Genomic DNA, 12,484 nt, shown 5'->3' with positions numbered 1-12,484 from the left:
TCAGCTGATGTCGAAGCCCTGGCGGCCGAAGCGGCGGGCGACGGCGGCGCCGAGTCCGGTTCCGGCTCCGATGAGGGCGAACGTGGTCACGAGGTACTCCTTGCGAGGGACTGACTGGGTTCGGTCAGCGGGGGGTGAGCTTGAGGGTGGTGGCGCGGGCCCGGTCGGCGACCATCGGTGGGACGTAGGCGCTGGCGGCGGCGTACTTGGTGCGGTAGGCGCCGTCGATGCGGTCGTTGAGCGCGCCGTCGTGGATCGGGGTCAAGGTGACGTCCTGGTCGATGCCGCCGCAGCGGATGTGTCCGGTGCCGCTGGCCTTCGCGGTGCGGAACCAGGCACCGTCTGGGCCGTTGTAGGAACGCACGTAGAGGTCGTCTCCTTCGCGCACCACCCAGATGGTGGTGGGCGTGCGCAGCCGGCCGTCAGCCCGCTGGGGCTGGATGTGCAGTTCTCCGGTCTGCTCGATCGTGTTGAGCTGGTCGCTGGTCCAGTGCGTCATCGCGGTGTCTCCTTCTACGCGCGGTTGTCCGTGGAGGGGGGAGCCGCAGGCCGGGGAACGGCCGACGGAGCGGCGGGGTCTTGGTCTTCTGGGGCGCCCGCTGGTGTGGGGCGGAGGTAGAGGCTGGCGGTAGCGGCGGCCAGGGTGGTCAAGGCGGCGAGGACGAGGCTGATGCGCAGCCCGGGTAGGAAGTGCGCCTGGTCGGCGATGAGGGCGCCGAAGACGGCGACGGCGAGTGCGCCGCCGAGCTGGCGGCTGGTGTTGAAGACGCCGCTGGCGGTGCCTGTCTGGTGGGCGGGGACGCTGTTGACTAGCAGCGCGGTGGTCGGGGGCATGGCGAGCGGGCCGCCGAGTCCGACCGGCAGCATCAGCAGGGCCAGCGCCCACGTCGGTGTCCCGGCCGGCACCAGGGCCAGCGAGAGCAGGCCGCAGGTCATGAGGTACATGCCGCACCCGATCGGCACCCGGGGCCCGAAGCGTTCGGCGGCGCGGGCGGAGAGCGGGTTGACGAACGCGGAGAGCACCGTCATCGGGACGAACGTGAGCCCGGTCGCGAGCGCGGACAGGCCGCGCTGCTGCTGGAGGTAGATGCTGAAGACGAACACCATGCCGTAGAAGGCAGCCATGAACGCGAACCCGGCGCCGCAGGAGATCGACACGGTCCGTCTGCGCAGGAGCTCCAGCGGCACCATCGGATGCCGGCCGCGGGCCTGGGCCCGGACGAACACCGCGGCTGCGCCCACCGTGAGCAGGGCGGCGGCCCAGACCTGGGGTGCGGCGAATCCGGCGGAACCCGCTTCGATCGCGGCGAACGTCAGCGCGCCCATCGCGAGGACCGCGCTGATCTGCCCGGTGACGTCGAAGGGCACGGCGCGGCCCGGTGAGCGGGCGGCGAAGGCCAGCAGAACCAGCGCGGCGACGCCGACCGGCAGGTTGATGAAGAAGATCGTCCGCCAGCTGATCAGGCTGGCCGCACCACCGGCGACCGGCCCGGCGGCGGAGGCGACCGCGCCGCCCACTGCCCATAGCGCCACCGCCCGGCCCCGTTTGACCGGATCGGAGTACGCCTCGCGGATCAGCGCCAGGCTGGTGGGCATCATCGCGGCCGCCCCGGCACCCTGCACCAGGCGGGCGGCGATCAGGGCGGGCAGGCTGGGGGCCAGCCCGCACGCGGCGGAAGCGGCCACGAACACCACCAGGCCCAGGGCGAACGCCCGGCGCGCGCCGACGCGGTCCGAGAGCGAACCAGCCGACAGCAGCAGGGCTGCGAACATCAAGGTGTAGCCGTCGACGACCCACTGCAGGCCCGTCATCCCGCCGCCCAGGTCGGTCCGGATGGCGGGCAGGGCGACGTTGACGACCAGGGCGTCCAGAGTGATGACGAAGAATCCCAGCAGCGCCGCTGCCAGCGCCGCGCCCGGCCGCACCCGCAGCACCGGCCCCGTCCCGGCCCGGATACGCCCGTTGACCGGCTGCCCGAGGACTGAGCCTGTGTCGTCGGCCGGCTTACGCCGGCGCAGAATGGAGCTTTTCAGCATGGTTGTTGCTCCGCCCTCGGGGCGGCTCATCCCTTCTGTTCGCGGCGAGGATTCAGCGGGCGACGTACCCGCCGTCGACCGGCAGCGCGGTCCTGACGACGAAGCCTGCCCCGAGGCTGCACAGCCACGGCAACGCCGTGGATCCGGGCCGGGTGCCGACCAAGACGGGCGGACCGGACGCACCGGATGATCTGCAGCTCGGCCATCAGACACAGGAGTGGCTCGCCTCCAGCGACGACCCCGGTCCGCCGTGTCCCGCATGGTGCGGCGGGATCATCCGTTCGGGTCTACCAGGCATACGCTTCGGGGGCTTCGCCGCCGGGGCCGGGCCAGATCTCGTCGAGCTTGTCCAGCGTTTCCTTCGACAGGTGCACGTCGAGGGCGTGCCGACTGGTCGCGAGCTGTTCGGGGGTGCGGGGGCCGACGATCGTGGCGGTGAGGACCGGATTGTGCAGCAGCCAGGCCAGAGCGACGTCGGCGGGCTGTTCGCCGATCTCGACGCACAACGCCTCGTACGCCTCCAGCTGAGGCCGGTGCCGCTCAATGGCCTCCTGCGTCTTCGGCGTCGCGCGGCGGCCTTCCTGTGCCTTCTTCAGTGCTCCGCCGAGCAGCCCGCCGCCCAGGGGGCTCCACGGGATCAGGCCGAGCCCGTAGTGGCGAAGTGCCGGGATCACTTCGAGTTCGATGGTGCGGGCGGACAGGTTGTACAGGCTCTGCTCGGACACCAGGCCGAGGAAGCTGCGGGAGGCGGCGGCGTTCTGTGCGGTCGCGATCTGCCAGCCGGCGAAGTTGCTGCTGCCGACGTAGATCACCTTGCCCTCGCGCACCAACTGCTCCATCGCCTGCCAGATCTCCTCCCAGGGAGTCGACCGGTCGATGTGGTGCATCTGGTAGAGGTCGATGTGGTCGGTCTGAAGGCGCCGCAGGCTGTCCTCCGCGGCTTTACGGATTTTGTACGCGGACAGGTACTTGTCGTTCGGGCCGGTGCCCATCGGCTGGTACACCTTCGTCGCCAGCACGATCTGCTCCCGCCGGCCGCCCTGGGCGAGCCAGCGCCCGATGATCTCCTCGGACAGCCCGTATCCCTGCTCCATGTCAGGAGACTGCGGCCCGCCGTAGACGTCGGCGGTGTCGAACAGGTTGATGCCGGCCTCCAGTGCGGAGTCCATGATCTTGAAACTGGCGGCTTCGTCCGTCGCGTCGCCGAAGTTCATGGTGCCCAGCGCGAGACGGCTGACCTTCAGGCCGGTGCGGCCCAGGTGTGCGTACTGCATGGCGTTTGCCCTTCTTGTGGGGGGCCGCGGACGGCTGCGTACCCGTGCCGCGAAGAACTGGTGGGTCAGGAGTTCGCCGTCACACGGTCGATCGGTCGCCCCGTGGCGACGGTGTGCTCAGCCACCCGTTCCGAGGCAGTGGTAGGCCGACGCAAGCTCAGCGGCTCCCGTTGACCACGGTCAGCGCCCGCTACCGTGCGACGTGACGGCCGTCGGCCGGTAGGGCGAACTCCGGCGTCCGGTCAGGGCTTCAGGAGGGCCTTGACGGCTCGGGTCTCGTCCATTGCCTTGTAGAACTCGGCCGGTGGATCGGGCCGGTGATCCGGGTCAGGGGCCGGCCCGTTCCCTGGTTGGCCTGGGCGATGATCTCCGCGGTGATGGAGACCGCCGTCTCCTCGGGCGTACGGGCTCCGAGGTCGAGGCCGATCGGAGAACGCAGCCGCGCCAACTCGTCTGCCGTGACGCCCTCCTGACGCAGGAGTCGCAGGCGCTCGTCGTGGGTGCGCCGGGAGCCCATGGCGCCCACGTAGGCGACGGGCAGGTCGAGTGCCAGGCGCAGCAGGGGGATGTCGAACTTGGCGTCGTGGGTGAGGACGCATACGGCGGTGCGCTCGTCCACCTCGGCGCGTTCGAGGTAGCGGTGGGGCCAGTCGACCACCACCTCGTCCGCGTGCGGGAAGCGGGCGGTCGTGGCGAAGACGGGGCGGGCGTCGCAGACAATGACCCGGTAGCCGAGGAAGCGGCCGGCCTGGCTGAGTGCGGCGGCGAAGTCGACGGCGCCGAAGACCAGCAGGCGCGGCCGGGACGCTTGCACGTGGACGAGGACGGACAGCCGGTCGGGGCATCCGTCTCCCTCCCCGCCGATGTCGACGCGGGCGGTGCGGCCGGCCCGCAGCAGGGCCCTGGCCTGGTCGGCCACCGCCCGGTCCGCCGACCCGCCGTCCACGCGCCCGTGGGCGGCGTGGTCACCGCCGAGCACGCTCAGCGTGGAGCCGAGGAGACGCTCCGGGCCGTCCACGACCTGTGCCACGGCGACCGGTCGCCCTCGGTCGATCTCGGAGAGAGCCGTGGACAAGTGCGGCTGGGCTGCGGGATCGATGCGCTGAACGAAGACGTCGAGTTCGCCGCCGCAGGTCAGGCCGACCGCGAAGGCGTCGTCGTCGGAGTAGCCGAACCAGGTCCGCTGCGGAGCGCCCCGGTCGTGCAGCACCTGTCGGCACAGTTCGTAGACCGCGCCCTCGACGCAGCCGCCGGAGATGCTGCCGACCGCGGTGCCGTCCTCGTCCACCGCGACCGACGTACCGACCGGCAGGGGTGCGCTGCCGTGCACGTCGACGACGGTGGCCAGGGCGAAGGGGCGTGCCTCGCGGCACCAGCGGTGCAGTGTGTCCGCGATGTTGAGCATGGCGGTTCTCCATGGCAGGACAGGATCGGAAAGTGAGCGGGCCGCCGCCACGACGCCGGGGAAAACGTCATGCGGCGGCGGCCCCTGGAGGTCCGGCGGCCGAACGGGGCGCGGGCCGCCGGACGAGCGGTGTGCACCGCGCCGGGGCGAAGCGCACGGGTCAGAGCAACGCCTCCGCGGTGATGGGCAGTTCGCGGATGCGGCGGCCGGTGGCGTTGAAGACCGCGTTGCCGATCGCGGCCGCCACACCCACCTGGACGACCTCGCCGAGCCCCTTGACGCCGAGCGCGTTGCCGTCGTTGTCCTCGCCGTCCAGGTAGATCGCCCTGACGTCGGGGACGTCGGCGTTGACGGGGACGAGGTAGTCGGCGAGGTTGGCGTTGACGATCCGGCCGTCGCGGTGGTCGGTGGCCGTGTGCTCAAGGAGGGCCGTGCCGATGCCGCCCACGATGCCGCCGATCGCCTGGCTGTCGGCGAGCTTGGGGCTGATGATGCGGCCCGCGTCGTACACGCCGAGCATGCGCCTGACCCGTACGAGGCCCAGGGTCGCGTCGACGGCGACCTCGGCGAAGGTGGCGTTGTAGGCGTGGTAGGAGTGCCGCTCGGGACTGGGCGGCCCGGTGTAGGAGCCGCCCGCTTCGAGGTGGGTGCGGTTGTTGCGGGCCAGTAGCGTCCGGTACGTCTCGCCGCGGGTCGGGTTGCCCTGCACGTGCAGCCGGCCGCCGCGTACGACCACGTCGTCCGCCTTCACCCCGTACAGCGGTGACTCGCGGTCCTCGACGGCCAGCTTGATCGCCTGCTGCCGCACCTGGTTGCAGGCGTCGTGGACGGCGGTGCCGACGCTGGCCATGGTCGCCGAGCCGCCGTGCGGCGAGGTCGGCGGGTAGAGGGAGTCGCCGAGCCGGAAGGTGACCGTGCGCATGGTCAGCCCGAGGGCGTCGGCGGCGACCTGGGTCTGGGAGGTGTAGGTGCCCGGCCCCATGTCGCTGGTGGCCGCCTCGACCACGGCGGTGCCGTCGGCATCGAGGCGGGCCCGGGCCTGTGCGGGGTAACGCCCGGGGTCGTAGACACCGGCGGCCATACCCAGGCCGATCAGCCAGTCGCCCTCGCGCCTCGAACGGGGTCGGGGGTTGCGGCGCTGCCAGCCGAACTCGCGGGCGCCGACGGTGTAGCACTCGCGCAGCCGACGGGTGGAGAACGGCAGGTTGCTCGACTCGTCCTCATTGGGTTCGTTGCGCAGGCGCAGCTCGATCGGGTCGACGCCCAGCTTGTGCGCGAGTTCGTCCATGGCCGACTCGATCACGAACGACGCCGAGGCGAAGCCGGGGCCACGCATCCAGATCGGGGTGTTCACGTCCAGGGGGACCGTCCGGTACGCCTGGCTGACGTTCGGCATGCTGTAGAGCATCTGCCCCGCGCCCATCACGGCCTCGGTGAACGTCTCGTACGACGAGGTCTCGGCGTCGATGTCGTGGATCGCGGCGGTCAGCCGGCCGCGCCGGTCGCTGCCGAGGCGCAGCCGGTACTCGTACGACGGCCGGAAGCCGGTGCCGAAGTACATCTGTTTGCGGCTCAGCACGAGCTTGACCGGACGCTTCGTCTCCCGCGCGGCCAGGGCGGCGACCACGCTGTGCGGCCAGCAGCGCAGCCCGCTGCCGAAGCCGCCGCCGACGAACGGGTTGATGACGCGCACCGACTCCGCGGGCAGGCCGAACACGGCCGCGAGCTCGTCATGCGTGCCCACCACCCACTGCGTCTTGTCCCACACGGTCAGCTTGTTGCCGTCCCAGCGGGCGATGGTGGCGTGCGGCTCCATCGGATTGTGGTGATTGCGCGCCAGTTGGTACGTCAGATCCAGCCGTACGGGAGCGCCGCGCAGGCCCGCTTCCGCATCGCCGCGCGCGTAGTTCGTCGGCTTGTCCCGCTCCCCATCGTGCAGGTCGGTCGAGGGCTGCTCGGTGTCGTACTCGACCTTCACCAGGCTCGCGCCGTGCTGCGCGGCCTCCAGGGTGGTGGCGACCACGACGGCGACCGGCTGGCCGTGGAAGAGCACCCGGTCGTCCTGGAAGACCCGCTGCCGCCGGCCCGGCGGGTTGTTCGACCCGGCGTTGTCGCGGTACGGCAGCTTCGGTGCGTTGCCGTGGTGGATCACCCGCAGCACGCCCGGCTGGGCCTCGGCGGCGCCCGTGTCGATGCCGGTGATACGCCCGCGGCCGATGCTCGCGTCCACGATGACGGCGTGCACCGCCCCGTCGACATCGAACTCGGCGGCGTACTGCGCCTTGCCCGTGACCTTCAGCCGACCGTCCACCCGGGACAGCGGCGCACCCACGGCTGCCTGCGGCTGGGGGCTCACTTCGTACCTCCTACGATGCGCAGCTGGCGTTCGACGGTCCGCTGGAGCAACTCGACCTTGAACCGGTTGTGTTGCAGGGGACGGGCGCCTTCCGCCGCCTTGGCGGCAGCGGCCGTCCACAACGAGTCCGAGGGGCGCTCGCCGACGAGGTGCCGCTCGACGGCCGGCAGCTTCCACGGCACCGTGCCCACCCCTCCGGCGGCCACTCGAGCCTCGCGGATCACCCCGCCGCGCACATGCAGCGCGACGGCCGCCGAGGTCAGGGCGAACTCGTAGGACTGCCGGTCCCGCACCTTCAGGTAGCCCGACTTCAGCGGACGCGGCACCGCGGGGATCTCCACCGCAGTGATCAACTCGCCCTTTCTCAGGGCCTGTTCACGGTTCGGGGTGCTGCCCGGCCGCAACAGGAAGTCGGCGAAGGGGACCTGGCGCTCCCCGTCCGGACCCAGCAGGCGCACCTGCGCCTCAAGCGCCGCGAACGCCACGGCGACGTCGGAGGGGTGGGTGGCCACGCAGGCGTCGGAGGTGCCCAGGATGGCGTGCGTACGGTTGACGCCCTCCAGCGCCGCACAGCCGGAACCGGGCTCGCGCCTGTTGCAGTCGGCGGTCACATCACGGAAGTACGTGCACCGGGTGCGCTGCATGATGTTGCCGCCGATGGTGGCCATGTTCCGCAACTGGGCCGACGCGCTCAGCTCCAGCGCCTCGGAGATGACCGGGAACAAGGTGCGCACCTTGCGGTGGGCGGCGGCCTCGGACATGGTCACCAGCGCACCGATACGCAGCCCGCCGCGCTCGGTGACGGTGACCTCGTCCAGCGGCAGCCCGCTGATGTCGACCAACGCCTCGGGGCGCTCGACGGTCTCCCGCATCAGGTCGACCAGCGTGGTGCCGCCGGCGATGTAACGACCGCCGCGGCGACCGGCGTTGAGGGCTTCCCGCGTGTCGGACACGCGGGTGTAGGTGAAGGGATGCATGACGGCCGCTCCTTACTTCCGGGCGGCGGTCTGCTCGACCGCGCGCACGATTTTCACGTAACAGCCGCAGCGGCAGATGTTGCCGCTCATCCACTCCCGGATCTCCTCCGGAGATCCGGTGTGGCCCTCCTGGATGCAGCCGACACCGGAGACGATCTGGCCGGGGGTGCAGTAGCCGCACTGGAAGGCGTCCTCGTCGATGAACGCCTGCTGCAGCGGGTGGAGTCGGTCGCCGTCGGCCAGGCCCTCAATGGTGGTGATCTCGGCGTCCTCCAGGCGAACGGCCAGCGTCAGACAGGCATTGACCCGCCGGCCGTCGACCAGCACGGTGCACGCGCCGCAGGCCCCGGCGTTGCAGCCCTTCTTGGAGCCGGTCAGGTCGAAGTGCTCGCGCAGCAGGTCCAGCAGCGACGTGCGGTTGTCGACCGTCACGGTCCGGCGAGTGCCGTTGACCGTCAGGGACACGCGGCTGGAGGGCGGCGCCTCGGCGGCGGCCACCTCCTCCGGGGCCGCGAGGAATGATCCTCCGATCACGCCGCCCGCGACGACCGCACCACCGACCGCCGTGCTGGTGGCGATGAAGGTGCGCCGAGTGGGCGCCGGGGAGGGCTCGCCGGCTCCGTTGGGGGGTGGAACGGCAGACTCAGGGAGTTCAGTGGACATACGTACGCCTTCGTATCGCGGACGGATCGGCCGTACTCGACAGCGGGACGGGAGACTGGATCGTCGTCACCGCGGGGAACCGGGCAACCGCGCACCTTGGCAGCGGAGACCGGTCACTCGGGAGTCTTGCACCACCAGCAACGCTCGTGGCAGGGAGACTTTCCTCCCCCTTTACGCTCCGTCAGGAGCGAATGGCCGACGTCATCGGGGGCACTTTCGCGCGGGATACGGCAGGGAGGAGCCGCGTCGCCCCGTTCGTGGACGCGTCCGGGGCCGTGACGTCCTGAGTCGGCCCGGCCTGCGTGATCGAGGGGCCGGGGCTACCGGTTGCGGGTGCGGGGGCCGTTGTACTGCTGGTCGGTGACCGGCTCGGCCCAGGCGGTCTCGGGGCTGCCGTCGCCCGTGCCCTCCCACAGGGCGATGTGCTCCATGAACCGGTCGGGGACGGCATCGTGCCAGTGCTCCTCGTTCGGCGGACACGCGACGGTCTCACCGGGGTGGGCCTCGAAGACAGTGCCGTCCCGGGTGCCGATCAGGGCGATGCCGGAAACGACGTGCAGGGTCTGGCCCACAGCGTGGGAATGCCAGTTGGTGCGGGCGCCCGGCGAGAAGCGGACCAGGTTGGCGCGCATCCTGGAGGGTTCCTGGCCGGCCACGATGACGTCCCACCACACGTCGCCGGTGAACCAGTTGGCCGGGGCCTTGCTGCTGGGCTGCTGCTTGATGAATCCATGGTGTCTCTCCAGAGTTGTCGGTGCGCGGATCGTCTCTAGCGGGCGACGTAGCCGCCGTCCACGGGGAGGGCGACGCCTACGACGAAGCCCGCTCCGGGGCTGCACAGCCACAGGACGGCCTGGGCGATCTCCTCGGCGGTGCCGAGCCGGTTGATGGGCTGGTTGGCCTCGGCCTCGGCGCGGTCGAGTTCTCCCTTGGCGATCATGTCGCTGACCATGGGGGTGTCGATGGTGCCGGGGCAGATCGCGTTGACGCGGATGCCGCGCGGGGCGTATTCGAGTGCGGCGCTGGTGGTCAGACCGATCACGCCGTGTTTGGAGGCGTGGTAGGAGGCGCGGCCGGGGAGGCCGACGAGGCCGCCGAGGGAGGAGCAGTTGACGATGGCTCCGCTGCCCTGGGCACGCATGTGCCGCAGTTCGTGCTTCATACAGGCCCACACGCCGCGGAGGTTGATGGCGTTGACGCGGTCGAAGCGTTCGGCGGGTTCGTCGGCGGCGTCGCTGGGCGGGATCTGGATGCCGGCGTTGTTGTAGGCCATGTCCAGGCGACCGAAGGCCTCCACGGTGCGGTCGACCGCGGCGGCGACCTGGTCCTCGTCGCTGACATCGCAGGTGAGGGCGAGGACTTGGTGGCCGGCGTCGGTGAGTTCCTTCGCGGCCGCGTCGAGGGCCGCTTCGTCGATGTCGGTGAGGGCGACCGCGGCTCCGGACTCGGCGAACGCGCGGGCGGTCGCCAGGCCCATACCGGCGCCGGCCCCGGTGACGAGGGCGACCTGGCCGGTGAAGTCGTAGCTGGGGTTCATGTCGGGTTCTCCCTTCGAGCATTGAGCTGTGGCAGCGCGCGTGTGGTGCCGGGCTGCTTGGCTTCCGCCTTGCTGCGGTGGCGCTGCGCCTTGCCGTGGGCCGCCGTCAGACGGTTTGGCCGCCGTCGATGACCAGGGCATGGCCGGTGGCGAAGGAGGCGGCGTCCGAGCAGAGCCAGAGCACGGCGGCGGCGATCTCGTCCGGTGTGCCGAGGCGTCCGATGGGCTCGTCCGCGATCAGGACGTCGCGTCCTCCGGGTGTGCTTTCGGCGAAGCGCTGGATCATCTCGGTGTCGATGATGCCGGGGCAGATGGCGTTGACGCGGATGTCGGATGCCGCGTAGTCGAGGGCGGTGGAGCGGGTCAGGCCGATGACGCCGTGTTTAGCGGCGGCGTAGGCCGCTTGTCCCTCGAAGCCCTTGACGCCGGCGCCGGACGAGGCGTTGACGATCGCGCCGCCCCCTGCTGGAGCATGAGGGGGATCTGATGCTTCATGCACAGGAACATCCCGGTCAGGCTGACGCCGATGACCCGGTCCCACTCGTCCTTCTCGATGTCCGCGGCCGGCTTGACCGGCTGCTCGACGCCGGCGTTGTTGAACGCGGCGTCCAACCGTCCGAACGCCCGAATGGTGGCGTCCAGCGCGGACCGTACGTCGTCATCGCTGGTGACGTCACAGGTCAGGGCCAGGGCCTGGCCGCCCGCTTCCTCGATGAGCCGAGCGGTCTCCCGCAGGCCGTCCACGGACAGGTCGGCGAGGGCGACGCGGGCGCCAGCGCGAGCGAAGGCAACGGCGGTGGCACGGCCGATGCCGGAGCCGGCTCCCGTCACGAAGGCCGCCTTCCCGGTGAAGGCCGCGTTGGTCACGGTCATGGGCGGAGTCCTCTCGCTTGCGGATACGTCGTCGGTTCGCATTCGGCAGGACGCGGATCGGGGCATGGGTCAGTGCTGCGACGGCACCTGCGCGGGTTCGTCGTGTCGCGTCTGCGTGGGCGGGCTGCTCTGGGCCACGATCCGGCCCTTGCCGGAGACGCCGTGGACGGCGAGGGCGATCAGCGGGAGGAGGGTGAGGGCGGCGATGACGGTGCCGACCAGGGGCGGGCCGGTCAGGCCGAGGGAGGAGTCCAGGGCCGTACCGGCGATCGCCGAGCCGGCGGCGATGCCCGTGTTGAAGGCGGAGGTGGTCAGCGCCGAGGTGAGGGTGGGCGCGTCGCCGGCGAAGCGCATGGCGAGGGCGGTGACGACCGGGTTGACCGTGAAGCCGGTCAAGCCCATCAGGAAGACGAGCAGGGTGGCTGTCACCGGGTTGCCGGACAGCGGGATCAGCAGGAGCAGGACCAGAGCGGTGGCCGCGGCGGCCGTGATGGTGGTGACCATGGGACGCCGGTCGCCCAGGCGGCCGCCCGTGGTGGTGCCCCCCAGGGCGCCCACGCCGAAGGCGATGAGGACGAGCGGTACGGCGCCTGCGGGGATGCCGGCGCGGTCGGTCAGCAGCGGCGTGACATAGGTGTACGTCGCCAGCACACCGCCCATGATGAGCATCGCGGCGGCGAGCGCCAGCCACAGCCGGCCCTGACGCAGAGCCCGGACCTCGGCCCGGATGGACACCTCGACGCGCTGCCCCTGGGCCGGGATGAAGCGGCCGATGAACACGGCGGCAAGCCCGGAGAGGACGGCCAGGGCCCAGAAGGGGCCGCGCCAGCCGGTGAACTGACCGGCGAAGGACCCGATCGGCACGCCGACGACGTTGGCCAGGGTCAGACCGCCGATCATGACGCCCGTGGCGCGGGTGGCGTTGTTCGGGCCCGCGGCGGTGGTGGCGACGACGAAGCCGACGGACCAGAACGCTCCGGTGGCCAGGGCTGTGACGACGCGGGCGGCGAGGACGATCGTGAAGGAGGTACTCAGGGCGGCGACGAGGTGTCCGAGGCAGAAGACGGCCAGGGCGAGGATCAGAGTCCGGCGCTGGGGAAGACGCAGGGTCGCCAGGGCCATGGTCGGCGAGCCGATGATCATGCCGATGGCGAAGGCGGTGATCAGCAGGCCGGCGTGGGAGACGCTGACTCCGAGGTCACCGGCCAGCTCCGGCAGCAGGCCGGCGACGACGAACTCGGTGGTCCCCATCAGGAACGTGCCGGCGGCGAGCACCCAGACGACGAAGGGGAGCTTGCCGGGGGTGGTCCCGGATGCGGAAGGCATAGGTGTGGTCTCTCCTTGCGTGGAATTCGGCGGATC

General features: G+C 71.1%; 10 protein-coding genes and 2 pseudogenes. All 12 read right to left on the bottom strand.

Translation table 11 applies throughout. From position 1 onward, the window contains the following. Positions 1 to 3 precede the first annotated feature (3 nt). Positions 4 to 90 (bottom strand): annotated as a pseudogene (locus QF034_RS38975) (SDR family NAD(P)-dependent oxidoreductase); the annotation flags it as partial. A gap of 34 nt (positions 91 to 124) precedes the next feature. After that, positions 125 to 499 carry a DUF2255 family protein gene (locus QF034_RS38970; protein ID WP_307179370.1) on the bottom strand — a complete coding sequence of 125 codons (375 nt, stop codon included), beginning with the start codon at positions 497 to 499 and terminating at the stop codon, positions 125 to 127. Between the two features lie 14 nt (positions 500 to 513). Further along, the gene (locus QF034_RS38965; protein WP_307179369.1) at positions 514 to 2,037 is read right to left on the bottom strand and encodes an MFS transporter; all 1,524 of its coding nucleotides are present in this window, start codon (positions 2,035 to 2,037) and stop codon (positions 514 to 516) included. A 287-nt stretch (positions 2,038 to 2,324) separates the two neighbouring features. Beyond that, positions 2,325 to 3,311, bottom strand: a complete 987-nt coding sequence (locus QF034_RS38955; RefSeq protein WP_307179368.1) for an aldo/keto reductase — start codon at positions 3,309 to 3,311, stop codon at positions 2,325 to 2,327. A gap of 250 nt (positions 3,312 to 3,561) precedes the next feature. Next, positions 3,562 to 4,716, bottom strand: a complete 1,155-nt coding sequence (locus QF034_RS38950) for an XdhC family protein (RefSeq protein WP_307179367.1) — start codon at positions 4,714 to 4,716, stop codon at positions 3,562 to 3,564. A 160-nt stretch (positions 4,717 to 4,876) separates the two neighbouring features. After that, on the bottom strand, positions 4,877 to 7,072 hold the full coding sequence (locus tag QF034_RS38945; protein ID WP_307179366.1) for a xanthine dehydrogenase family protein molybdopterin-binding subunit: 2,196 nt from the start codon (positions 7,070 to 7,072) through the stop codon (positions 4,877 to 4,879). Continuing rightward, complete coding sequence (locus tag QF034_RS38940) at positions 7,069 to 8,049, bottom strand: FAD binding domain-containing protein (RefSeq protein ID WP_307179365.1); 981 nt, start codon at positions 8,047 to 8,049, stop codon at positions 7,069 to 7,071. The genes QF034_RS38945 and QF034_RS38940 overlap by 4 nt, the downstream gene beginning before the upstream one ends. Positions 8,050 to 8,061: 12 nt before the next feature. Next, the gene (locus QF034_RS38935) at positions 8,062 to 8,712 is read right to left on the bottom strand and encodes a (2Fe-2S)-binding protein (RefSeq protein WP_307179364.1); all 651 of its coding nucleotides are present in this window, start codon (positions 8,710 to 8,712) and stop codon (positions 8,062 to 8,064) included. Between the two features lie 320 nt (positions 8,713 to 9,032). Further along, a complete protein-coding gene (locus QF034_RS38930) occupies positions 9,033 to 9,458 on the bottom strand; it encodes a (R)-mandelonitrile lyase (protein ID WP_307180082.1) in 426 nt (141 codons plus the stop codon). A gap of 23 nt (positions 9,459 to 9,481) precedes the next feature. Beyond that, positions 9,482 to 10,249: an SDR family NAD(P)-dependent oxidoreductase gene (locus QF034_RS38925; protein ID WP_307179363.1), complete on the bottom strand. Its 768-nt coding sequence runs from the start codon at positions 10,247 to 10,249 to the stop codon at positions 9,482 to 9,484. Positions 10,250 to 10,355: 106 nt separating this feature from the next. Beyond that, positions 10,356 to 11,122, bottom strand: a pseudogene (locus tag QF034_RS38920) (SDR family oxidoreductase). Positions 11,123 to 11,191: 69 nt separating this feature from the next. Beyond that, positions 11,192 to 12,448: an MFS transporter gene (locus QF034_RS38915; RefSeq protein ID WP_307179362.1), complete on the bottom strand. Its 1,257-nt coding sequence runs from the start codon at positions 12,446 to 12,448 to the stop codon at positions 11,192 to 11,194. Positions 12,449 to 12,484 lie beyond the last annotated feature (36 nt).

It is taken from the genome of Streptomyces africanus (assembly GCF_030816955.1).
Lineage (GTDB): Bacteria > Actinomycetota > Actinomycetes > Streptomycetales > Streptomycetaceae > Streptomyces > Streptomyces africanus.
Note: the sequence above shows the minus strand (reverse complement) of the source record. Positions and strands in the feature narration are given on the sequence as shown.